General features: G+C 73.4%; 19 protein-coding genes. 13 read left to right on the forward strand and 6 right to left on the reverse strand.

Annotation, left to right across the window (positions count from 1 at the left end):
- Nucleotides 1-40: 40 nt before the first annotated feature.
- The gene (locus ACQPXB_RS31180) at nucleotides 41-3,553 is read right to left on the reverse strand and encodes an indolepyruvate ferredoxin oxidoreductase family protein (RefSeq protein ID WP_432856855.1); all 3,513 of its coding nucleotides are present in this window, start codon (nucleotides 3,551-3,553) and stop codon (nucleotides 41-43) included.
- A gap of 126 nt (nucleotides 3,554-3,679) precedes the next feature.
- Between ACQPXB_RS31180 and ACQPXB_RS31185 the strand changes: the two genes are divergently transcribed.
- Nucleotides 3,680-4,129, forward strand: a complete 450-nt coding sequence (locus ACQPXB_RS31185) for an Lrp/AsnC family transcriptional regulator (RefSeq protein WP_366581154.1) — start codon at nucleotides 3,680-3,682, stop codon at nucleotides 4,127-4,129.
- 76 nt (nucleotides 4,130-4,205) lie between these two features.
- Entirely contained in the window at nucleotides 4,206-4,697 is a 492-nt protein-coding gene (locus ACQPXB_RS31190) for a GNAT family N-acetyltransferase (protein WP_432845404.1), read from the forward strand.
- Here ACQPXB_RS31190 and ACQPXB_RS31195 read toward each other — a convergent pair.
- Entirely contained in the window at nucleotides 4,672-5,553 is an 882-nt protein-coding gene (locus tag ACQPXB_RS31195) for an SMP-30/gluconolactonase/LRE family protein (RefSeq protein ID WP_432845405.1), read from the reverse strand. The genes ACQPXB_RS31190 and ACQPXB_RS31195 overlap by 26 nt on opposite strands.
- Before the next feature lie 39 nt (nucleotides 5,554-5,592).
- Complete coding sequence (gene surE, locus ACQPXB_RS31200; RefSeq protein ID WP_432845406.1) at nucleotides 5,593-6,369, reverse strand: 5'/3'-nucleotidase SurE; 777 nt, start codon at nucleotides 6,367-6,369, stop codon at nucleotides 5,593-5,595.
- 192 nt (nucleotides 6,370-6,561) lie between these two features.
- On the opposite strand from surE, the gene ACQPXB_RS31205 reads away from it, so the two are divergent.
- From ACQPXB_RS31205 to ACQPXB_RS31215, 3 genes are read left to right on the forward strand one after another with little or no spacing between them, the layout of a single operon-like run.
- The gene (locus ACQPXB_RS31205) at nucleotides 6,562-6,750 is read left to right on the forward strand and encodes a ferredoxin (protein WP_432845407.1); all 189 of its coding nucleotides are present in this window, start codon (nucleotides 6,562-6,564) and stop codon (nucleotides 6,748-6,750) included.
- 3 nt (nucleotides 6,751-6,753) lie between these two features.
- Nucleotides 6,754-7,902 carry an NAD(P)/FAD-dependent oxidoreductase gene (locus ACQPXB_RS31210; RefSeq protein WP_432845408.1) on the forward strand — a complete coding sequence of 383 codons (1,149 nt, stop codon included), beginning with the start codon at nucleotides 6,754-6,756 and terminating at the stop codon, nucleotides 7,900-7,902.
- A gap of 56 nt (nucleotides 7,903-7,958) precedes the next feature.
- Complete coding sequence (locus ACQPXB_RS31215) at nucleotides 7,959-9,698, forward strand: PEP-utilizing enzyme (RefSeq protein ID WP_432845409.1); 1,740 nt, start codon at nucleotides 7,959-7,961, stop codon at nucleotides 9,696-9,698.
- Nucleotides 9,699-9,767: 69 nt separating this feature from the next.
- On the opposite strand, the gene ACQPXB_RS31220 is transcribed toward ACQPXB_RS31215, so the two are convergent.
- Both ACQPXB_RS31220 and ACQPXB_RS31225 read right to left on the reverse strand, forming a co-directional pair.
- On the reverse strand, nucleotides 9,768-10,388 hold the full coding sequence (locus ACQPXB_RS31220; RefSeq protein WP_432845410.1) for a MarR family transcriptional regulator: 621 nt from the start codon (nucleotides 10,386-10,388) through the stop codon (nucleotides 9,768-9,770).
- 3 nt (nucleotides 10,389-10,391) lie between these two features.
- Entirely contained in the window at nucleotides 10,392-11,915 is a 1,524-nt protein-coding gene (locus tag ACQPXB_RS31225) for an AMP-binding protein (protein ID WP_432845411.1), read from the reverse strand.
- A gap of 150 nt (nucleotides 11,916-12,065) precedes the next feature.
- On the opposite strand from ACQPXB_RS31225, the gene ACQPXB_RS31230 reads away from it, so the two are divergent.
- The 6 genes from ACQPXB_RS31230 (at nucleotide 12,066) to ACQPXB_RS31255 (ending at nucleotide 18,950) form a co-directional block, all read left to right on the forward strand.
- Complete coding sequence (locus tag ACQPXB_RS31230; RefSeq protein WP_366581137.1) at nucleotides 12,066-13,283, forward strand: cytochrome P450; 1,218 nt, start codon at nucleotides 12,066-12,068, stop codon at nucleotides 13,281-13,283.
- Nucleotides 13,276-14,697 (forward strand): aldehyde dehydrogenase family protein, encoded by a 1,422-nt coding sequence (locus ACQPXB_RS31235; protein WP_432845412.1) that lies wholly within the window; start codon nucleotides 13,276-13,278, stop codon nucleotides 14,695-14,697. Before ACQPXB_RS31230 ends, ACQPXB_RS31235 begins: the two co-directional genes overlap by 8 nt.
- The gene (locus tag ACQPXB_RS31240; RefSeq protein ID WP_432845413.1) at nucleotides 14,694-15,503 is read left to right on the forward strand and encodes an SDR family oxidoreductase; all 810 of its coding nucleotides are present in this window, start codon (nucleotides 14,694-14,696) and stop codon (nucleotides 15,501-15,503) included. Before ACQPXB_RS31235 ends, ACQPXB_RS31240 begins: the two co-directional genes overlap by 4 nt.
- Nucleotides 15,500-17,017 (forward strand): pyruvate, phosphate dikinase, encoded by a 1,518-nt coding sequence (locus tag ACQPXB_RS31245; RefSeq protein WP_432845414.1) that lies wholly within the window; start codon nucleotides 15,500-15,502, stop codon nucleotides 17,015-17,017. The genes ACQPXB_RS31240 and ACQPXB_RS31245 overlap by 4 nt, the downstream gene beginning before the upstream one ends.
- A gap of 99 nt (nucleotides 17,018-17,116) precedes the next feature.
- Nucleotides 17,117-17,830, forward strand: coding sequence for a TetR/AcrR family transcriptional regulator (locus tag ACQPXB_RS31250; RefSeq protein WP_366581129.1), 714 nt, complete (start codon nucleotides 17,117-17,119; stop codon nucleotides 17,828-17,830).
- A gap of 196 nt (nucleotides 17,831-18,026) precedes the next feature.
- Complete coding sequence (locus ACQPXB_RS31255) at nucleotides 18,027-18,950, forward strand: FUSC family protein (RefSeq protein WP_432845415.1); 924 nt, start codon at nucleotides 18,027-18,029, stop codon at nucleotides 18,948-18,950.
- Nucleotides 18,951-19,695: 745 nt separating this feature from the next.
- Here the strand turns inward: ACQPXB_RS31255 and ACQPXB_RS31260 are convergent.
- On the reverse strand, nucleotides 19,696-20,622 hold the full coding sequence (locus ACQPXB_RS31260; protein WP_432845416.1) for a hypothetical protein: 927 nt from the start codon (nucleotides 20,620-20,622) through the stop codon (nucleotides 19,696-19,698).
- 129 nt (nucleotides 20,623-20,751) lie between these two features.
- Between ACQPXB_RS31260 and ACQPXB_RS31265 the strand changes: the two genes are divergently transcribed.
- Together ACQPXB_RS31265 and ACQPXB_RS31270 are read left to right on the forward strand one after the other, a co-directional pair.
- Nucleotides 20,752-21,945, forward strand: coding sequence for a peptidase dimerization domain-containing protein (locus ACQPXB_RS31265; RefSeq protein WP_366582103.1), 1,194 nt, complete (start codon nucleotides 20,752-20,754; stop codon nucleotides 21,943-21,945).
- Nucleotides 21,946-21,962: 17 nt separating this feature from the next.
- Entirely contained in the window at nucleotides 21,963-23,063 is a 1,101-nt protein-coding gene (locus tag ACQPXB_RS31270) for a carboxylate-amine ligase (protein ID WP_366582104.1), read from the forward strand.
- The last annotated feature ends 65 nt before the right edge of the window (nucleotides 23,064-23,128 follow it).

Raw genomic sequence — 23,128 nt, forward strand, 5'->3', positions numbered from 1 at the left:
TTTGTGGCCGAGTCCTTTGTGGAGCGGGACGGGCAGGGGCTCAGGCGGTGATCGTGGCCAGCAGCTCCGCCGCGCGGGTGCGGAAGGTCTCGACGTTGGCGAGCTTGATGTCCTCGTAGCCGCGCACGACGTCGGGCAACGCGGCGAGCTCGGTGAACGCGTCGGCCGTCTTCGGGGTCAGGTGGGCGAGGCCGCGCTCCACGAGGTGCTGGTACTCCCCCGGCAGCGCGCGCTCGACGCGGCGCACCTTGGCGTACCCGAAGACGTCGGCCCGCGTGCCGCGCAGGCGGCGCGCGCCGCGAAGCGTGCGGAAGGCCACCGTGGCGGTGCGCCCGCGCAGGCGGATCTTGCGCTTCATGCCCATCGCGCGCAGCACGGGCGGGTGCAGCAGCACGGCGACGTCGGCGTCCGCGCCGAACTCCGCCTCGCGCCGCGCCCGCTCGACCGGGTCGAGGTGCAGGCGCGCGACCTCGTACTCGTCCTTGTACGCCAGCAGTTTGTGCAGCCCGCGCGCGTACGCGGAAGCGATGCGGGCGCCCGTGTCGGCATCCGTGCGTTCGGCCGCCTCCGTGGCGAGCTTCCGGACCTGGGTGGCGTAACGGCGCGCCAGCGTCTCGTCCTGGAAGCCGATCAGGTCGGCGACGCGCGGTGCCAGCACCTGCTCGAGGTCACCGGCGGCGATCGTCGCGGCCACGGCGTCCACCGGCACCTCCGCGACGGCCGGGGCGATCGCGGCGGCCCGCACGGCGGCCGGGTCGACCACCGCGGCGCGGCCCCAGCGGAACGCCGCCAGTGTCTTCTCCACGGCCGTGCCGTTGAGGCGGATCGCCGCCTCGATCGCGTCGGCCGAGATCGGCACCACGCCGTGCTGGTAGGCCGCGCCGATGAGCAGCATGTTGGCCGGCATGTGGTCGCCGAAGAGCTCCTCGGCCAGCTCGTTCGCGTCGAGCGCCACGAGGTCGCGCGTGACCGCGCTGATCTTCTCCAGCGCGTCGTCGTTCGAACCGGGCAGCACCACGCGGTGGGTGACCATCGCGGCCGTGGGCACCAGCGCCGTGTTGACCACGGCGACGGTGTGGCCCGCCCGCGCGGTGGCGAGGTTGCCCGCGTCGGCCGCGCCCAGCAGGTCGAAGCCCACCAGCACGTCGGCGGTCGCGCGCGAGGCCCGCAGCGAACCGGTGACCGGCGACTTCGAGATCCGGATGTCGGAGACGACCGGGCCGCCCTTCTGCGCCAGGCCGGTCTGCTCCAGACCGGCGGCGAAGCGGCCGTCGAGGTGCGCGGCCATCTGCAGCACCGCCGAGATCGTGACCACGCCCGTGCCGCCGATGCCGGGCATCCGCATCAGCACGGTGTCCACTTCGGACAGCCGGGCCGCCGGTTCCGCCAGCGTCACGGGGAGTTCGGGCACCTCGCGGCGCGGCTTCTTCGTGCCGGGCGTCACGAGCAGGAACGACGGGCAGTCGCCCTTGAGGCAGGTGAAGTCGCTGTTGCACGAGGACTGGTGGATGCGCGTCTTGGCGCCGAACTCCGTCTCGACCGGCCGCACCGACAGGCAGGTGGACACGTCGCCGCAGTCGCCGCAGCCCTCGCACACGCGCTCGTTGACGACCACGCGCTCGGCCGGCGTCGGCAGCTGGCCGCGCTTGCGCAGCCGGCGTTCCTCGGCCGCGCACCGGTCGTCGTGGATCAGCACGGTGACACCGTCGGTCGCGGCCAGCTCGGCCTCGACCTCGGCGAAATCGTCGCGGTGGCGTACCGAGGCGATCGGGTCGAGCGACACGCCGCGGTAGTCGGCGGGGCTCTCGGTGGTGATCACGATCCGCCGCACCCCTTCGACGGCCAGCAGGCGCGTGATGGCGGGGACGTCGAGGCGGCCCTCGGCGCGCTGGCCACCGGTCATGGCGACCGCGTCGTTGTAGAGCAGCTTGTAGGTCATGGTCACGCCGCCGGCCACCGCCGCGCGGATCGCGAGCGAGCCGGAGTGGTGGAACGTGCCGTCGCCGAGGTTCTGCACGAAATGGCGGTCGTCGGTGAACGGCGCGAGGCCGAGCCACTGCGCGCCCTCGCCGCCCATCTGCGTGAGGCCGATCTGGTGGCCGCGGCCCGCGCCGTCGATGGCCACCATCGCGTGGCAGCCGATGCCGACGCCGACGAGGGTGTCGTCGCCGGTGCGCGTGGAGACGTTGTGCGGGCAGCCGGAGCAGAAGAACGGCGTGCGCGGCGCGGTGGCGGTGGGCAGCGCGATGCGCGCCGGGCGCGGCGGCGTGATCGCGTCCAGGTGCACCGCGGCGGTGCGCGGCAACCGGTCCGGGCCGACGACGGCCTCGATGCGCTTGACCAGCGCCTTCGCCACGTCTTCCGCGACGAGCTGGCCCCGGCCGGTGAGCAGCGGCCGGCCCCTCTCGTCCTGGCGGCCGACGACGTTCGGCGCGCCCGGACGGCGGTAGAGGGCCTCCTTCAGGTGGCCTTCGAGGAACGGCACCTTGTCCTCGACCACGAGCACCTCGTCGAGGCCCTCGGTGAGCTCGGCCAGCACGTCGGCGTCGACGGGGTAGGGCATGGCCAGGCGGATCAGCCGCAGGCCGAGCGCCTCCATAGCGGCCTCGTCGAGCCCCAGGTCCTGCAGCGCGCGCTGCACCACGGCGTAGCCGGTGCCCGACGCGAGCACGCCGAGCTTGGCCGCGCGGGCGGTGAAGGTGACGCGGTTGAGGCCGGTCGCGCGGGCGTAGGCGCGGGCCAGGTCGAGGCGGCGGGTGAACATGTCGTGCTCGGCGTCGAGCGCCGGCGCGCCGACCAGCGCGCGGCCGGTCGGGCGGAGGGTCTCGGGCGGCATCGGGATGCCGTGGGCCAGGGTGTCCATGTCGACCGTGGCCGACGCGTCGGCGATGTCCGCGACGATCTTCAGGCCGGTCCACAGCCCGCTCGCGCGCGAGAGCGCCACGGCGTGCAGGCCGAACTCGATGATCTCGGCGACGCTGCCCGGCGCGAGCAGCGGCATGGCCAGGCTCTGCGCCATCGGCTCGCACGAGCTGGGCACCGTCGAGGACTTGCACGCCGGGTCGTCGCCGATCCACGCCACCGCGCCGCCGAGCGAGGCGGTGCCGGCGAGTGTGCCGTGGCGGATCGCGTCGGCCGCGCGGTCGAGGCCCGGGTTCTTGCCGTACCAGAAGCCGGTGACGCCGGCGTGGCGGCGGCCGGGGACGTTGCCGAGCAGCTGCGTGCCGGCGACGGCGGTGGCGGCCAGCTCCTCGTTCACCCCGGGCCGGAACACGACGCCGGCCGGGTCGAGGAACTTCCTGGCACGCGCGAGCTCTTGGTCCAGCCCGCCGAGCGGGGAACCCTGGTAGCCGGAGACGAACACGCGCGTGTCGAGGCCGCGGGCCTCGTCGAGCCGGCGCTGCTCGAGCGTGAGCCGCACGAGCGCTTGGACGCCGGAGATCAGCGCGCGGCCGTGGTCGGCGACGTACTTGTCGTCCAGCGAAACCGGTTCGGTGAGCACGTGGGGCGCTCCTCTCGCAGGGGCGTGGCGGGGGCCCGGTGGGACGGGCACAGTTACGTGGGACACAGGAGAAACCTCAGCCTCTCACGGCGCAAGATCGGTGCGCGGCCTGGCCACGATGACGCAACTATGTAACGTGCACCTGGTATCCACTTTAATTTCTTGCCAGGAGGTGCCATGGCCGGCGTCGACGACATCGACCTGCGCCTCGTGGAGTTCCTGCGCGTCGACGGCCGGCGTTCGTATGCGGACATGGCGGCCGAAGTCGGACTTTCCCTGCCCGCCGTGAAGCGCCGCGTCGACCGACTGCAGGCCACCGGCGTGATCACCGGCTTCACCGCGCAGATCGACTACACCAAGCTGGGCTGGAACATCGAGGCCTTCACCGAGCTGCGCTACACCGGCCGCACCCGGCCCCCGGACATCGAACGCCTCGCGCGCGACCTGCCCGAGGTCCAGGCCGTGTACCTCATCGCCGGCGATCCGGATGCCCTGTGCCACATCCGCGCCCGCGACGTGACCCACCTGCGCCAGGTCATCGACGCGATCCGCGTGTCGGGCGGCGTGGTGGGCACGAAGACGTTCATCACGCTGGGCAGTTCGACGGAGGCCGTGGAAGCCGGCTGATCCCCAGGCTGCGGTATATGTCGTTATACGGAAATCTCCTTGCGGGCCGGGGTTCGGGGCCGCGATCGTGGACGGCGTGGCAGAGATCCGGGAACTGACGGCGGACGACTGGCGCGCGTGGCGGGCCCTGCGGCTCACCGCGTTGTCCGAGGCGCCCCACGCGTTCGGGGCGAAGCTCGCCGACTGGCAGGGCGACGGCGACACCGAGGCCCGCTGGCGCGCGCGGCTCACGGACCGGCCGTTCAACGTCCTCGCCTCCGTCGACGGCCGCGACGCCGGCATGGCCAGCGGCACAACCCCCGACGACGAGGGCGTCGTGGACCTGCACTCGATGTACGTCGCGCCGTTCGCGCGCGGCCACGGCGTCGGCGACGCGCTCATCGAAGCCGTCGCGCAGTGGGCCGCACTCCAGGACGCCCGCACCGTGCGGCTGCAAGTGTTCGAGGACAACGCGGCGGCCATCGCCCTCTACCGCCGGTGCGGCTTCCTCGAAGAAGGCACGGTGCACTACCGGCGACCCGCACTGAAGATGGTGCGGGGCCTCAGGCACCCGTCACGGTCAGCATGATCGAGTAGATCGACGTCGTCGCGCAGATGTAGAGGATGTTGCGCTTCGGGCCGCCGAACACGAGGTTCGCGACGGGTTCGGGCACCTTCAGGCCGCCGAGCAGTGTGCCGTCGGGGGCGAAGCAGTCGACCCCACCGCCGGTGGCCGCCCAGAGGCGGCCCTGGTCGTCGAGGCGCAGCCCGTCGAAGTTGCCCTGGCGGCAGCGCGCGATCTCGGCACCGCCCGTCAGCGTGCCGCGCGGGGTCACGTCGAAGCGGCGCAGGTGGCCGCGTTGCGTGTCCACGACGTAGAGCTGCGAGCCGTCGCGGGAGAACGCCAGCCCGTTGGGCCGCTCGAAGTCGTCGGCCACCACGGTGACCGAGCCTGACGGGTCGATGCGGTACACGTGGTCGCCGCCGATCTCGCTCTCGGCCCGGAAACCCTCGTAGTCGCTGGAGATCCCGTAGCGCGGATCGGTGAACCAGACCGCGCCGTCGGCCGCCTCGACGAGGTCGTTGGGGCTGTTGAACCGCTTGCCCTCGAAGCGATCCGCGAGCACGGTGATCGAGCCGTCGTGCTCGGTGCGCGTGACCCGGCGCGGGCCCTGCTCGCACGTGAGCAGCCGGCCCTGGCGGTCGCGAGAGTTGCCGTTCGCGTAGCCCGCCGGGTGACGGAAGACGCCGACGGCGCCGGTCGTCTCGTCCCAGCGCAGCATCCGGTCGTCGGGGATGTCGCTCCACACCAGCGAGCGCGCCGCCGGGAAGTACACCGGGCCTTCGGCCCAGCGGCAGCCGTCGTAGAGCCGTTCCAGCCGCGCGTCACCGCCGACGCGCCCGAACCGCTCGTCGAACCTCTCGAACTCCGCTTCGACGTACATCTGGCCCCCAGCCGCCGGATTTCCCGGCCTGGAGCCTACTCAGCCGACGGGCAGCACGCCCTCCAGTGAACCCAGGTCCGAGACCTCCCGCGGCCCGCCCAGCAGGCCCGTCACCGCGACGCAGCGGGCGGCCACCAGGGCGGCGTCGGTGTCGGCGTGCTCTTCCAGGGACAGCACGTCCTGGGCCGTCGGGAAGCGTTCGAGGCGCAGGCCGTCGGCGGCGGGTTTGATCATCAGGCCCGACGAGCCCACGCGGCCGAGCCGGGCCCAGCGCACGCCGCGCAGGTCGGAGAGGTCCACGTCGGGCACGTTGACGTTGAGGACGGTCCGCTTGGGCGCGTGGGCGACCAGCCAGTCGAGCACGGCGACGCCCACCGCGGCGGCGGTGTCGAAGCGCGCGCCCGGGCGGTCGCCGCAGCTGACGGCGAGGGCCGAGCGGCCGGCGGTCGACGCGGTGAGCGCCGCGCCGACGGTGCTGGAGTGCAGCACGGAGCGGCCGGTGTTGTGGCCGTCGTTGATGCCCGCGACCACCACGTCGGGCGGCGGGCCGAGGGCGCCGAAGCAGGCCGCGAGCACGGCGAACGCCGGCGGCGCGGACACGCGGTGCGCCGGCACGCCGTCGAGGCCGGGCAGCGCGTGCGGCTCGCACGCGACGATCGTGCCGTGGTCGATGGCGCCGAGCGACGTGCCGCTGCCGCTGCTGTCCCCCGCGGGCGCGGCCACGACGAGGTCGTGCCCCGCGTCCCGCAGGGCGTGGGCCAGCGCGAGCAGGCCAGGGGCTTCGATGCCGTCGTCGTTCGTGAGCAGTACCCGCACAGTCGCCCGCTCCCGGTTCGTCGGAGTGTTCGGATCGCTAGATTGTGACCACACGTTCGCTGTTGTGTCCACGCCCAACCCTGAAGAAAGGAACGTGTCCAGCCAAGATACGCACGTCACCCCCTTGACCAGAAGCCCCCGGGTCCGCATTATGTGATCTGCACGTCACAAACTGGCCGCGAGGAGTGACCCGTGAACGTCGAAGTCGACCCGGTGCTGTGCGAGAGCCACGGGCAGTGCGAGTTCGCCGCGCCCGAGGTGTTCAGCCTCGACGACGAAGCGGTGCTGCACATCGACCTCGGGCCGGTCGCGAACCTGCGCGAAGCGGTGCACCGCGCGGCCCGCGCCTGCCCCACCCGCGCGATCCGGATCTCGGAGTAGCCCGTGCGGATCGTGGTCGCGGGAGCGGGGCTCGCCGGCTGGCGGGCCGCCGAAGCACTGCGCGCCGAGGGGTTCCGCGGCGAGATCGTGGTGGCCGGCGCCGAGGCGCACCGGCCCTACGACCGGCCGCCGCTGTCGAAGGGCCTGCTCACCGGCGCCACCGGGGAATCCGCCCTGGCGCTGTCCGAAAGCGACACCGAAGTCACCTGGCGCCTCGGCAACCCCGTCGCGGCCTTGCGCGGCCGCACCGTCGTCCTCGAAGACGGCGAAGAGCTCGACTTCACGGGGCTCGTGATCGCCACCGGCTCGGCCCCGGTGATCCCCGCCGGCCTCACCCGCCCACCCGGCGTGCACGTCCTGCGCACCCTCGACGACGCCCGCGCCCTCAAAGCCGACCTCACCGGCCGCGTCCTCGTGCTCGGCGCCGGCTTCATCGGCTGCGAGCTCGCCTCGACGTGCCGCGACCTCGGTCTGCCCGTGGCCGTCGCCGACCCGCTCCCCCACCCGCTGATCCGCGTGCTCGGCGAGAACGTCGCCCGGCGCGTCGAGCGGCTGCACCGCGAACGCGGCGTGCGCTGGCTGCTCGGTACCCAGGTCGTGAAGTTCCTCGGCCGGGACCGCGTCACCGGCGCGGTGTTGTCCGACGGCCGCGCGGTGCGCGCCGACGTGGTCGTGATCGCCACCGGCGTCCGCCCGGCCACCGGCTGGCTCGCCGGCAGCGGCGTCGACGTGTCCGGCGGTGTCCGCTGCGACGAATACCTCCGCGTGCTCGACGAATCCGGCGCCGTCGTGCCGGACGTCGTGGCCGCGGGCGACGTCGCCCGCTGGACCCACCCGCTGCTCGGCGCGCCGGTGCGCGTGGAGCACTGGACCACCGCCGCGCTCGGTGCCGCCGCGGCCGCGCGCACGCTGCTGCACGGCCCGCAGACGCCGTTCGACGCCGTGCCCTCGTTCTGGTCCGACCAGTGCGGCCTGCGCATCCAGGGCGTCGGGCTTCCCGGCCGCGGCGAGCAGGTGGAGCTCGTGCACGGCAGCCTCGCCGGGGACAAGTTCGTCGCCCGCTACTCGGCCGGCGGCCGGCACGTCGGCTCCGTCGCGTTCGGCCTGCCCAAGCAGCTCGCCCTCGAACGGCGGCGGCTCACGTCCGCCTGAGTCACCGCACCGCAAGAAACCACACCCACACCACTCAATGACGAGAAGAGGTCTCCATGACCCAGTGGCCCATCTACGACAAGGCGTCGGCGGTCTTCCCGATCTACTCGCGCGCCAACATCGGCGAGATCTTCCCCGACCCGATCAGCCCGCTCAACGCCTCGGCGGGCTTCCAGGCGAACCTCTCGCCCGGCTGGGACGACGCGTTCGTCGCGTGCGGGGTGTGGGACCACGCCACCTACGACTCCGCCGTGCAGCACAACGTGCTCCCCGCGTTCGGCAGCTACCTCTACATCAACATGTCCCTGATGCGCCTGTTCGGCGTGCGCGTGCCCGGCATGACGCCGGAAGCCGTGGACCTGCAGTACTTCGGCGACCTGCCGGGGATCCCCTCGTACGAAAGCGAAAAGCGCGACTTCGACGACAACCCCGAGTTCGAGGCCACGGCCGGGCAGTGGCTGGCCGAGCAGGTCCTCGGCGCCACGGACCTCGCGGCCTACGACGCCGACCGGCGCACCGTCGAGGACATCCGCAAGAACCGCCCCGCCATCGCCGACCTGGGCAACCAGGAGCTGCGCGAGCGGATCACCTCGTTCAACGACGTGCTGCGGCCGCTGCTGAGCCGTCACATCGAGGCGAGCCTCAAGGCCGGCGTCGGCCTGGGTGCCGTCGCGCAGTTCACCGAGGCGATCGGCAAGCCCGAGCTCGCGCTGACGCTGGTGGCCGGCATCGGCGACATCGACTCGACCGGCCCGTCCACCGGCATGTGGGCGCTCTCGCGCCTGGCCCGCACCGGCCCGGTGGCCGCGTTGTTCGACGAGGGCCAGGACGGCCTGGTCGAGCGTCTGCACGCGAGCAGTGATCCCGAGGTCGTGGCCTTCACCCGTCAGCTCGACGAGTTCCTGACGGCGTGGGACTTCCGCGGCCCGTCGGAGTGGGAGATCCGCGCGAAGACGTGGGGCGTCAAGCCTTCGCTCGTGCTGTCCACTGTGGACCGCATGCGCCAGGCCGACGACTCCGCGTCGCCCGCGGTGAAGAACGCCGAACGCGTCGAGCAGCGCGAGGCGGCCTCCGCCGGCGTGCGAGCCGCGCTGGCGGGCAACGACGAGGCGCTGGGCCAGTTCGAGGCCGTGCTGCACGCGGCCGCGCTGTGGCTGCGGGGCCGGGAACGCGGCCGTACGTCGTGCGCCATGGTCATGCACGAGCTGCGCCTGCCCGCCCTCGAGCTGGGCCGCCGCTTCACCGCCGAAGGGCACCTGGAGCGCCCCGAGCAGATCTTCATGCTGTTCGCCGACGAGCTCGACGCGTTCCTGGCCGACCCGGCGAGCTTCACCACGACGCTGCGCGACCGCGAAGCGGCCTACCTGGACCTGTTCGACCGCGAGCCGCCGTTCGTGGTCGTGGGCCAGCCGGAGCCCGTGGAGAACTGGCCGCGCCGCTCGGGCCGCGAGGTGCAGCCCGCCGTCGCCGGCGAGATCATCCAGGGCGTGCCCGGCTGCAACGGCTCGACGCGCGGGCGCGCCCGCGTGGTCACGAACGCCGACGACCCGTCGGCGCTGGAGCCCGGTGAGATCCTGGTGGCCCCGTTGACCGACCCGTCGTGGACGCCGCTGTTCGTGCCCGCCGCCGCGGTGGTCGTGGACGTCGGCGCGCCGTTCTCCCACGCCGCGATCGTGAGCCGCGAGCTCGGCATCCCGTGCGTGGTCTCGGCGACGGCCGCGTCGGCCCGGATCCCGGACGGCGCCCTCATCGAGGTCGACGGCACCACCGGCACCGTCACGGTGCTGGAAGTCTAGCTCCGGCAAGGGAAAGGGCCTGCACTCCGCGTGGGTGCAGGCCCTTTCCCTTGGGGCACGGACGTTTGTTCAGCCTTCGTCGGCAGCCGAGCGTTCCCGGCCGGCGGACAGCAGGAGGTCCTGGTGCAGTTCCATCCAGATGTCGTGGTACGAGTCCGCCATCGGCCGGGCGAACGCCGCGGTCTCGCCGGCCCGCACCCGCTCCAGCGCTCCGGCGAGGCGCACCGGGTAGGTGCCGAACCGGCCGGCCGACGCGGTCAGTGCGTCGAGCAGGCCGGTCACCTTCGCGTTCACCTCCGCCAGCGACTCGACCACCTCGGCGTCGTACGCGGCGTCGGCGTGGTCGTTGGGCTCGCCGGAGGGTCGCAGCTGCCAGGCCGAGCAGACGCGCTTGAACTCGCCGTTCACCGGCAGAAACGCTTCGTACGCCACGGAAAGCGCCTCGGCGGAGCCCGCGACGTCGGCCGCGAGCAGCTCCGGGTGGGCGGCGCGGCCGGCCGGCGTCGGCATGGTTCCGGCGAGCCGGCCTTCCCGGCGCACCGCGAGCCCGTCGTCGACCAGCGCGGCGACCTCGGCGGCCACCTCGTCCGCGGGCAGTCCCGTGAGCGCCTGCAGCACGGGGTCGGGGGCCAGGCCCTTCACGCGCAACGCGTGGAGCACGAGGAACCGTGCTCGGGTGGACGTCGTCATGGGTCACGCTCCTTCGCCGGATGGACCGGAGTCGCCGGACAGGATCCGGTCTCGCAGCAGGGTTTTGTTCAGCTTGCCCGTCGGCAGCCGCGGCAGGCTCACCACGAACTCGACGCGCCGCGGCGCCTTGAACCCGGCCAGCCGCTCGCGGCAGTACTCGATCAGCTCGGCCCCGCTCACCTCGCCGGCGGGCTCGATCACCGCGGTCACGCCCTCACCGAACTCGGGGTCCGGCAGGCCGATCACGGCGGCGTCGGCCACCGCGGGGTGCGTGAGCAGGGTGTCCTCGATCTCGGTCGGGTAGACGTTCACGCCGCCGGAGATGATCGTGTGCCCCTCACGGCCGACGAGGTAGAGGAACCCGTCCTCGTCGAGGCGGCCGAGGTCGCCGACGCTGCGCAAGTCGGCACCCGCGTCGCCGGCGTTGCGGTAGGCCGAGCCGCCCGGCGCGAACCACACCTTCCCGACGGTGCCCGCCGGGATCTCGCGCCCGGCGTCGTCGGTCACGTGCACGCTGCCGGACAACGGTTTCCCCACCGTGCCCGGGTGGGCCAGCGCGTCGTGCGGGCCGACGTAGGTGTGGCCGTAGCCCTCGGACGCGCCGTAGTACTCGTGCAGGATCGGCCCCCACCAGTCCATGATCGCCGTCTTGACCTCGGGCGGGCACGGCGCGCCGGAGGTGAACGCGACGCGGTGGCTGCTCAGGTCGTGGCGCGCCCGGGCTTCCGGGGACAGGCGCAGCAGCCGCAGCAGCATCGTGGGCACCCACTGGGAGTGCGTCACGCCGTGGGCCGCGATCGCCGCGAGCGAGCCCTCCGCGTCGAACCGGTCGAGGCACACCACGGTCCCGCCGAGCGAGAGCGTGATGAGCTGGAAGGTGAACGGCGCGGCGTGGTAGTTCGGCGCCGGAGACAGGAACACGGTGTCGGCGGCCAGCTCCAGCTTCGCCGCGAGCCCCGCGTGGCGGGCGGGCGCGTCGGCCGGGTGCACGCCGAGCAGCTGCTGACGGAACGCCTTGGGCCGCCCGGTGCTGCCGCCGCTGTAGAGCACCCGCGCGCCGAGCAGCTCGCCGTCGATCGGCGTCTCGGGCCGGCCGGCCACCGCGTCGCCGAGGAATTCCAGGTCGCCGCCCGCGTCCACGGACAGCAGCAGCGCGGGTTTCTCCACCTCGCGCAAAGCTTCGGCGACGACGTCGGCACAGCGGGCGCTGGTGACGATCGCGCTCGAGCCGCCGTCGCCCACCGCCTCCGCGAGCAGCGGGCCGAGCTCGCCGCTGCGGAAGTGCCAGTTCACCGGGGTCACGTAGAGTCCGGAGCGCATGCCCGCGGCGACGAGCACCGGCCACTCCAGCCGGTTCTCGAGCACGAGCAGCAGCGTGCCGCCGGGGCCGATCCCCCGCTCGCGCAGCAGGTGCGCGACCTGGTTGGAGCGGGCCTCGAGCTCGGCGTAGGTGAGGCTCTCGCCGCTCGGCGCCATCACGTACGCCCGGGCGCCGGGCCGCTCGCGCGCAATCGGGGCGGGGTACACGCCATCGACCTCCTTCTCGACTGTTTGTGAATGCTATGTCACGAACGAGCGCCACCGCAACGCCCTTGCTTAGCTCTTCCGTTCTCGGACGTGATGTGCTGTAGTGATTGAGCGTTCGCAATCCAGCAAGGCGCGACAGAAGGGACAGCGGTGTCCGAACAGACGTCCGGCGCGACAGCCGTCGACCTCATGGATCTGGACCTGTTCGCCACGGGGTCCGACCACGAGGCGTTCCGCGAGCTGCGTGAGCACGATCCGCTGCACTGGAACGACGAACCCGGCGGCCGCGGTTTCTGGTCGGTCACGCGGTACGCCGACATCAAGCGCATCGCCGCCGACCACGAGAGCTTCTCCTCCGCCGAAGGGACGCAGATCCCGGACCGCCGCGCCGAGGGGCACGGCGAACCCAGCATCCACAACATGGACCCGCCGCGCCACGGGGCGCTGCGCAAGCTCGTGGTGCCGCACGTGCGGCCCGCGAAGGTCCGCCCGCTCGAGGGCGAGATCGTGACGGTGATCGACGGGCTGCTCGACACCGCGCTGGAGCACGGCGGCACCTTCGACTTCGTGCACACGGTCGCCGCGCAGCTGCCGCTGCTGGTGATCAGCCGGCTGCTCGGCGCGCCGCCCGAGGCGTGCCCGCACATGCAGCGCTGGACCAACCAGATGGCGTCGGACGACCCCGAGTACAGCACGGGTCCGGAGACCGCCGCCCGGGCGCGCGACGAGATCTTCGCCTTCTTCCACGAGCTGGAAGCCGAGCGACGCGCGAACCCGGCCGAGGACCTGGTGAGCGTGCTCGCCCACGCCGCGCCGGGCGGCGAGCCGCTCAACCGCGGCCAGCTCGACGCGTACTACCTGCTGCTCATGGTCGCCGGCAACGAGACCACGCGGAACCTGCTCACCGGCGGAATGATCGCCTTCGGCGCGTTCCCGGAGCAGTGGGCGGCGCTGCGCGCCGACGCGGACCGGATCCCGGGCGCCGTCGAGGAAATGGTGCGCTGGGTGTCGCCGGTGCTGTGCATGCGGCGGACCGCGACACGCGACGTCGAGCTGCACGGCCGCACGATCGAGGCCGGGCAGAAAGTGGTGCTGTGGTTCGCCTCGGGCAACCGCGACGAGACGGTGTTCACCGCGCCCGACGAGTTCCGCGCCGAGCGCACGCCCAACGAGCACCTCGGCTTCGGCTGGGGCGTGCACGCCTGCCTCGGCGCGCACCTCGCGCGGCTGGAAGCGCAGCTGTTCCTGCGCCGCCTGCGTGAGCGCGCCCTGCGCGTGGACGTGCAGGCGCCGCCGGAACGCTTGCGCAGCAACTTCTTCCGCGGTGTGAAGCGGCTGCCGGTGCGGCTGGTGAACGACCGTGGCTGAGCAGTGGCTGGGGCGCGCGGCGTGCCTCGTCGGCGGTGAGTGGCGGACGCCCGACGGGCCCGCGATCCCCGTCGTCGACCCGTACACCGAGCAGCCCATCGGCGAAACGGCCGAAGCCGGCCCTTCGCTGACGGCCGAGGCCGTCACCGCGGCGGACGCGGCGCTCCCGGAGTGGGAACGGACCGGCCCGGCCGACCGCGCCGACCTGCTCGACCGGCTGGCCGACCTGCTCGAGGCCCGCGCGGGCGAGCTCGCAGCGCTGATCACGCGCGAGATGGGCATGCCCGCCACGCTCGCGGCGGCGAGCCAGGGCGACCTGCCGCCGCGGGTGCTGCGCGCGTTCGCCACGGCCACGCGGGCGTTCGGGTGGACCGAGAAGATCGACGGCGCGCAGCTGCACCGCGTGCCGCTCGGCGTGGTCGGCGCGATCACGCCGTGGAACATGCCGGCGCACCAGATCATCGCGAAGGTCGGCGCGGCGCTCGCCGCCGGCAACACCGTGGTGCTCAAGCCGAGTGAGGCCACGCCGTTCGACGCGAACCTCATCGCGGCCGCCGCGCTGGAAGCGGGCTTCCCGCCGGGCGTGTTCTCGGTCGTGCAAGGCACCGGACCGGTGACCGGGGAGGCTCTCGTGGCCGATCCGCGCGTGTCCCATGTGTCATTCACCGGCAGCGTCCCGGCCGGGCAGGCGGTCGCCGCGCTCGCCGCCGGGCACACCGCGTCGACCACGCTGGAGCTGGGCGGCAAGTCGGCCGCCGTGCTGCTGCCGGACGCGGACCTGGCGCGCGCCGTCCCGGCGGCGGTGAAGAGCGGTCTCGTGAACTCGGGGCAGGCGTGCAACGCGACCACGCGGATCGTGGTGCCGCGCAGTGCGCTCGCCGACGTGGAAGCACTGGTCATCGACGCACTCGACGCCGTGGTCGCCGGCGACCCGCGTGACCCGGTCACCACGTTCGGGCCGCTGGCCTCGGCGCGCCAGCGCGAGCGCGTGCGCCACCTGCTCGACACCGCCGGCGACGACCGCGCGGTGACACCGCCGCTGCAACTGCTGCCCTCGCACGGGTTCTTCGTCGGCCCGCGCGTCTACTTCGGACTCGACGCCCGGCATCCGCTGGTGCGCCAGGAGGTGTTCGGTCCCGTGCTCGTCGTGCAGCCCTACACCGACGAGGCGGACGCCACCGCGGTCGCGAACGACAGCGACTTCGGGCTGTCCGCGGAGGTCTGGTCGGCCGACCCCGACCGGGCCGAGAGCTTCGCGCGGACGCTGCGCGTGGGCCAGGTCAAGATCAACGGCGTGCGCACCCGCGAACGCCTCGGTGTGCCGTTCGGCGGGCGCAAGAACTCCGGCTACGGACGGGAACTCGGCGCCGAAGGCATCGCCGACCTCACCGCGGTGCAGGCGGTGCTGCGATGACGCGCCGGATCCTCGTCACGGGCGCCGCGTCCGGCGTCGGCCTCGCGCTGGCCCAGCAGCTGACCGACGACGGCGTGGCCGTGATCGGCGTCGACCGCGCCGAGATCCCCGTGCCCGTGGAGCGGGCCCTGCGGGTGGACCTCACCGACTTCGCCGCCGTGCGCGAGGCCGCGGCGAGCGTCGCCGAGCTGGACGGCATCGCCAACGTCGCCGGTGTGCCCGGCACTGCGCCCGCCGCGACCGTGCTCGCGGTGAACGTGGTCGGCACCCGCGTGCTCACCGAAGCGCTGCTGCCGCGCCTGGCCGAGGGCGGCGCCGTGGTGACGGTGGCGTCCATCGCCGCCCACCGCAACACTTTGCCGGCCGAGGCCCTCGACCGGCTGTGCGCTGTGGACAGCGACGCTGAGCTGGCGGACTGGCTCGCGCAGTTCCCGCTCTCGGGTGCCGCCGCCTACGACACGTCCAAAGCCGCGCTCGTCGCCTGGAGCGCGCGGCTGGCCGCCCGGCTGCTGCCGCGCGCCCGTGCGGTGAGCGTGAGCCCCGGCCCCGTGCACACGCCGATCCTGGCCGACTTCCGCGAGTCGATGGGCGCCGAGTCGATCGACCGCGCCGGCGCCGTGGTCGGAAGGCACGGACAACCCGGCGAGGTCGCCGCGGCGGCCGCGTTCCTGCTCAGCCCCGCGGCCTCGTGGGTCAACGGCATCGACCTGCCCGTCGAAGGCGGCCTCGCCGCCGCGCGCACGCACCTGGCCGCGGTGGCCGAGCCCGGCACCGTCGAGCCCAGCACCGAAAGGACCACCCGGTGACCACCACGGCGCCTCCCGAGTCGACCGAGACCGTGCTCCCCCTCGACGGCACGCGCCCGCTGGGCCGCGACCTCGTGGGCGGCAAGGCCCACAGCCTCAACCGGATGCGTTCGCTCGGCCTGCCGGTGCCGCCGGCGTTCGCGATCACCGTGGACGTCTGCACCGCCTACCACGCGGGCGGCACGCTGCCCGACGACGTCTGGGCGCAGGTCCTCGACCACCTGGCGCACCTGGAGGAACGCACCGGCCGCCGCTTCGGCGGACCGGGCTGGCCGCTGCTCGTGTCCGTGCGTTCCGGTGCCGCCCGCAGCATGCCCGGGATGATGGACACCGTCCTCAACCTCGGCCTCACGGCCGAGCTGCGCGACACGCTGGCCGAACAGTCGGGCGACCCCGAGTGGGCCGCGGACACGTGGGAGCGGTTCGAGCGCTCGTACTCCGGCATCGTCGGCGGCCCGCCGCCCGCGGATCCGCGCGAGCAGCTGCGTGCGGCGATCGGCGCCGTGTTCCGCTCGTGGTTCTCGCCGCGCGCGGTGAGCTACCGCGAGCACCACGGCATCACCGATCTCGGCGGCACGGCCGTGACCGTGCAGGCCATGGCGTTCGGCAACCGCGACGCCGATTCCGGCACCGGGGTGCTGTTCAGCCGCGACCCCGGCACCGGCGAGCCCGGCGTCTACGGCGAGTGGCTGGCCCGCGCGCAGGGCGAGGACGTCGTGTCCGGCGAGCGGACCCCGGTGCGGCTCGACGAGCTGGCGCGCACGCAGCCGGGCAACCACCGTGAGCTGCTCCGCCTGGCCGGGGTGCTGGAGCGCGAGTACGGCGACATGGTCGACGTGGAGTTCACGATCGAGTCCGGCACGCTCTACGTGCTGCAGGCCCGGGCGGGCAAGCGCACGCCGGGCGCGGCGGCGCGCATCGCCGTGGACCTCGTCGGCGAGGGCCTGATCGACGTCGACACGGCGCTCACGCGCGTGACCCCGGCCCAGGCCACGCAGCTGCTGGAGACGGCCGGCGCGGCCGAGGGCGTCGAGCTCGCCCGCGGCACCGGCGCGGGCCCCGGCCTGGGTGTGGGCCAGGTCGTGACCGACCCGGACGAAGCGCTGGACGCCGCCGACGCCGGGACCGCCGTGGTGCTCGTGCGGCCGTTCACGTCCCCCGAGGACGTGCCGGCGATGTTCGCCGCGGCGGCCGTCGTGACCGAGCACGGCGGGTCGACCTCGCACGCGGCGCTGGTGTGCCGGGAGGCGGGCATCCCGTGTGTGGTCGGCTGCGGCGACGGCACCGTCGACGCGCTGCGCGGCCGCCTGGTGACGGTCGACGGCACGACCGGTGCGGTGCTCGACGGCGACCGCGCGAGCGGCGCGGGCACGACCGTCGACGGTCCCGCGGCGACGCTCACGGAGTGGGCCGCCGCCCGGACCGGCGGCGACGGCGCGCTGCCCGAGCTGCTCGCGCTGGTGCACAGTACTGATCCGGCCGAAAAGCAGGCCGGCCCCCCGCGCGGCACGTAACCGTTGCCGCGAAGTCATTCGGCCGTGACTGTGGTCGGATTGGCAACGATGTGCACAGTATCGTCGGCGGACGCGAATGACCGGTTGGGTGAGCAGAAGATGAGCAGTAGCACGCAGGAGACGACCGGCGAGGACCGGGCGGAGGCCGCGCGCGTGCGCGTCCGCGAACTGATCGCCGCGCTGCAGCCCGACGCCGTGGACAAGCGCCCCAACAAACGCGGCGCGCAGACCCGCGACAAGCTCGTGCAGGCCGCCACGGCGTGTTTTTCCGAGTACGGCTACACACGCACCCGCGTCTCGGACATCACCAACCGCGCCGACACCGCGCAGGGCAACTTCTACCGCCACTTCACCAGCCTCGACGACATCTTCCTCGCGGCCCTGCAACCGGCACTGGAGGAGCTCGCGGCGGCCTCGGCCACCGCACCACGCTCCGGCGACGAGCAGCACCACCTGGTGGAGCAGACCATCGCGTACCTCCACTCGTACGCCCGCAACCGCCACCTGCTGCGCGTGATGCGCGAAGCCGCGGCCGCGAGCGAAAACGAGGGCTTCCTCAAACTGTGGCTCCAGGTGCGCTCCGGCTTCGTCCACCGCACCGAACGCTGGCTGCGGCGGCTCCACGAGAGCGGCGTCATCGAGGCCACCCACTACGAGCTCCACGCCGAGGCCCTCGGCTCGCTCATCGAGCAGATGGCCTACGTCCACATCGGACTTCTGCCGGTGACGCCCCGGCCCGAACGCATCCAGGACCTCGGTTCGGTGATCGGCCAGATCTGGTACCGGTCTCTGCCGTTCGTGGCCGACCGCTAGACGGATCCGCCGTTCGGCCCGAGGATGAGCCGATGACGACGACCGACACCCGGCGAGATCGCGCCGGCTTCCGGACTGAGCGGTTTTCGCGCAGCCCCCGGGCTGGGCGAAAACCGGGAGGGAAGAAGCCGGCTTGAGGCGATCTCGCACGCCTCGGCGGAGCCGGGGCAGACAACACAGCCGCGCGGGCGAGCTGTTGCGCACGGACGGGCCGTTCGCGCTGCGGATCGTGGTGACGGCGGCCGTGGCGTGGCAGATCTGTGTGTGGCTGGGCGCGCGGCAGCCTCCGGTGTACGCGGTGATCGTGCCGCTGGTGTCCATCCGGGACGCGCCGTACTCGACGCTGAACGTGTCCCTGGCGCGCGTGGCCGGTGTGGTGTGCGGGCTGTCGATCGGGATTCTCGTGCTGCGTGTGGTGCACCCGTCCGCCGGGGCGCTCGCACTCGTGCTGGCGCTGGCGCTCGCCGTGGGCATCGTGCTGCGCATCGGCGGCACGCTCAACATCCAGGTCGCCGTGTCGGCGCTGCTGGTGTTCGCCAGCACCGACCCGGACTCCTACGCGCTGTCGCGCCTGTGGGAGACGGCCGTCGGCGCCGGGGTGACCGTGATGCTGGCGCCGCTGCTGCTGCCGGCGAACCCGGCCCGCACGTTCGTGAAAGAACTCCACGAGACCGCGGCCGAACTGGCCCAGAACCTCCGAGCGCCGCTCGATGAGGAGGCGGTGCGCGCGGTCGAGACCCGCGCCCGCGCGCTGCCGGGAAAGCTCGCGCTGGCACGCAAAGCCGTGCGCTCCCACCCGTGGTGGCGCCGCACCGAGACCGACCACCTCGCCGCCCTGGTGCCCCTCGCCCAGGCCGCCTCCGACATCGGCACCCTCGTGCGCATCCACTTCGAGGACACCACCGAGCTCGCCACCCGCGGCGAACCGACCGACACGTCGGAAGTCGCGGGCCCCCTCTCCGACGCCGTGACCGCCGTCCTCACCGGCACGCCCGACCCCCCGGCCCTGGCCACCGCCGAAGCCGCCATCCTGCACAACGCCGAAACCGACGGCACCCGCCTCGGCGCCATCGCGCGACGGCCGCTCCGTCGCATCGCCGCGCTCCTGCGGGAGCTGTAATTTTGGCCCCGGCTCCGCCGGGGCGTGCGAGATCGCCTTTGAGCCGGCTTCCGGATTCGGGCGGTCGGATCGGCCGGGGGCCGATCGCACCGCCCGAATCCGGAAACCGGCGCGATCTCGCGGGGTGGCCGGCTGGGTGGCGAACGGCTACTGGGCCGCGCGCTGGGAAAGGCCCAGGGCCGATCGCACCGGCCCCAATCCGGAAACCGGCGCGATCTCGCGAGGTGGCCGGCTGGATGCCGAACGGCTACCGGGCCGCGGGCCGGGAAAGACCCAGGACTGATCGCACCGGCCCCAATCCGGAAACCGGCGCGATCTCGCGGGGCGGCCGGCTGGATGGCCAACGACCACTGAGCCGCGGGGTGGTAAAGGCCGGGGGCCGATCGCACCGCCCCAATCCCGAAACCGGCGCGATCTCGCGGGGAGGCTGACTGGATGCCGAACGGCCACTGGGCCGCGGGCTCGGATCGGCCGGGGGCCGATCGCACCGGCCCGAATCCGGAAACCGGCGCGATCTCGCGGGGCGGCCGGCTGGATGGCCAACGACCACTGAGCCGCGGGGTGGTAAAGGCCGGGGGCCGATCGCACCGCCCCAATCCCGAAACCGGCGCGATCTCGCGGGGAGGCTGACTGGATGCCGAACGGCCACTGGGCCGCGGGCTCGGATCGGCCGGGGGCCGATCGCACCGGCCCGAATCCGGAAACCGGCGCGATCTCGCGGGGCGGCTGACTGGGTGGCGAACGGCTACTGGGCCGCGGGCCGGGAAAGGCCGAGGAATTCGTTCTGTTCGCGGTCGTAGCGTTGGGTGAGGCCGTTGCCGTAGCGGTCCCACCAGTTCTGGGTGTGCCCGCCCTGTGTGGTGGTCGTGGCGCCGTAGACCTGGCGGTCGTACTCGATGCGGGCGTCGTGGAAGTCCTGCTGGAACTGTTGGGGGGTGAGGCCCTGGATGTGCTGCACGGCGGCCGGGTCGAGGGTGGGCGCGCTGCGGACGATGTCGGCGCCGCCCATGTGGTTGAGGATGGCGCGCACGCCGCCGGCGCCGCGCATGTGGGCGCCGGACATCACGGCGGCCTGGGTGCCGGCGTCGGTGAAGTTGAGGGCGCCGGCGGTGCGGGCGTTGGCGGACATCAGGCGCGCGACGACGGCGTGCTCCTCGGGGCTGCCGATGCCGTACTGGTTGCGCGCGGCCATGATCTCGTCGTAGCCGTTGTGCATGTTCCGCCGGAAGCCGTAGACCTCGGGCACCCCACCCTGCTCGCCGGTCGCGCCTTCCGAGCGCATGATCGAGTCGACGACCCGATCGTCCAGCTGCGTCGGAGCGGCGGACGGCGCGGCGGCGCCACCCCCGGCAGCCGGAGCAGCCTGCGTACCCCCGCCGAGACCCTGTGCCACGGCCGTGTCCGCATCGGTGTACCCCTGCACCGCCGACTGGACCTTGCCGCTCACCTCACCGATGAGGCTCACGAACTTGCCGAGCGAAGAGACCAGCTGCGACTGCAGCGTCGAGTTCGCCGCGGCCACCCCGCTGCCGATCCCGGCGAACGAGAGCGCGTCGATCACGAGCGACTCGAGGTCGCGCGTCGAGGACAACGCCGAAGAGCCCAGGCTCTCCACGTTCTTGACGATCGACGACACCTCGGCCGGCAGTACCCGGTAGCTTCCCGCTGTCATGCCTGCTCCGTCCGACTCGGCTGCTTTCCCGTCGAGAATTCCCCACCGACCGCGCCCGGCACACGGCCGAATTACCCACTCGCCGACCCCGCCGGTATCGAATCGGAGGAGGGTGGGTATGTGTGGCGCATGGAAGCGGACGAAACCCGGCACGAGCGGGTCGACGAGGAGATCGAGCGGCTCGACGAGCGGCTGTGGTCGATCGCCCGTGCGCTGCACGCCGGGCCCGAGCCGGCGGACGCCGAGCACGAGGCCGTCCGCGCGCTGACCGGTGAGCTGGCCGAGGCGGGTTTCGCCGTCGAGCACGGTGTCGCCGGCCTGGCCACGGCGTTCACCGCGCGCCGCGGCGAAACCCGGCCGTGCGTGGCTCTGCTGCTGGAGTACGACGCGGTGCCCGGCCTCGGCCACGCGAGCGGGCGCAACCTCGTCGCGGCGGCCGGTCTCGGGGCCGCGCTCGCCGCCCGAGCCGTCACCGGCGACGACCGCGGCTCGATCCTCGTCGTGGGCTGCCCCGCCGCGGAACCGGCCACGGGCAAGGCCGCTCTCGCCGCGGCCGGGGTGTTCGACGACGTCGACGCGGCACTGGTTTTTCACCCCGGCACGCACACCTGGACGTGGGCACCGCTGACCGCCCGCACCGACGTGCGCGTGACCGTCCACGGCCGCGCCGCGCACCCGACCGCCGAGCCCCGCCGCGGCGTCGACGCGGTGGCCACGCTCGTGCAGACCTTCACCGCCGTCGCCGCGCTGCAGGCACGCCTGCCCGCCGGCTTCCACGTGCAGGGCATCATCACGCGCGGCGGCGAGTCGACCGCCGTCGTGCCCGGCCTGGCCGAGGCGCGGTTCGGGCTGTCCGCGCCGACCACCGCGGCGCTGGAGCGGCTGGTGTCCGACGTGACGGCGTGCGCCGAGGGCTCGGCCCTGGCCACGGGTGCGAAAGCCCGGACCGACCGGCTCGGCCCCGGTTGCGCGCACTTCCGCGACAACCCCGTGCTGTCGAGCCATTTCGCCCGCCACCTCGCCGCGCGCGGCATCCACGCGACGCCGCCGGACCCGGGTGTGTTCCCCGGTTCCTCCGACGTCGGTGACGTCAGCCTGAAGGTGCCCACGATCCACCCGTTCGTCGCGATCCTCGACCCGGGTCACGCCGAGGGCACGCCCGAGTTCGCCGCGGCGGCCGCGTCACCACGGGCCCGTTCGGTGCTGCTCGCCTCGGCCGCGGCACTCGGCCGGACCACTGTGGACCTGCTGGCGCACCCGGCTCTGGTGAGCCAGGCGTGGGACTGCTTCGCCGACCAGGCCCGTGCCGAGCGCACGGGCTGACCCCGAAAGGACCCACCATGGCCGACGTGCTCACCTTCGGGATCGAAGAAGAGTTCCTCGTCGTCGACGACCGGGGCCGTCCGGCGCACGCGGCCGCCGCCGTCCTGGAGTCGGCGGACGACAGCGGCGCGGGCGAGTTCCAGCAGGAGCTCACCAAGGCCCAGGCCGAGACCGCGACCGGCATCTGCGTCACCCACGACGAAGCCGTCGAGCAGCTGCAGGCGATGCGCACCTCGCTCGCCCGCGCGGCCGACCGGCGCGGGCTGCGGATCCTGCCCTGCGGCAGCTCGCCCGTCTCCTCCGGCGAGCTCCCCGCCATCACCGCGACCCCGCGCTACCGCCGGATGGCCGCGCACTTCGGCGCCACTGCGCAGACCACGCTCACCTGCGGCTGCCACGTCCACGTCGCCGTGCCGGACCCGGAGACCGGCACGCGCGTGCTCGGGCACGTGCGGCCGTGGCTGCCGGCGCTGCTGGCGCTCACGGCCAACTCGGCGATCGCGGACGGCCGCGACACCGAGTACTGCAGCTGGCGGCACCAGGAGTGGGCGCGCTGGCCCTCGGCCGGGCCGCCGCCGCGGTTCGCCTCGCACGCGGACTACGAGGGCGTCGTGGACGCGTGGCTGCGCTCGGGCGCGATCCTCGACCGCGGGATGGTCTACTGGGACGTGCGCCTGTCGGAACAGCAGCCGACGATCGAGTTCCGGGTCGCCGACGTCGCCGCCACCGTCGAAGAGGCCACGCTGCTCGGCGTGCTGTGCCGGGCGCTCGTGGCCACGGTGCTCGACGCCGGCGATCCCCCGCACCTGTCCAACGAGGTGCTGCGCGGCCGGCTCTGGCGCGCCTCCCGCGAAGGCGTCACGGGCCACTGCTCCGACCCGGGCACCGGCGACCTGCTCCCTGCCGTCGAGGTGCTCAGGCGGCTGACCGAGTTCTGCGCACCCGCCCTCCGTGCCGCCGGGGACACCGTGTTCGCCCGCGAAGGCCTCGCTCGGCTCGCCCGCGACGGCGGCGGAGCCGACCGCCAGCGGCAGCTCTTCGCGAACCGGGAAAACGCCCTCGACGTCGTCGACCGCTTCGCCGTCCCGGCCGGCGCGGCGAGACCGGCGACGGCCTGACCCGCCCGGACGGTGGCCAGGCCGGCACCCGGTTACGATGAGTGGTCAGTTCGGAAACCCGCCCC

It is taken from the genome of Amycolatopsis sp. CA-161197, assembly GCF_050942255.1.
Taxonomy (GTDB): Bacteria; Actinomycetota; Actinomycetes; order Mycobacteriales; family Pseudonocardiaceae; genus Amycolatopsis.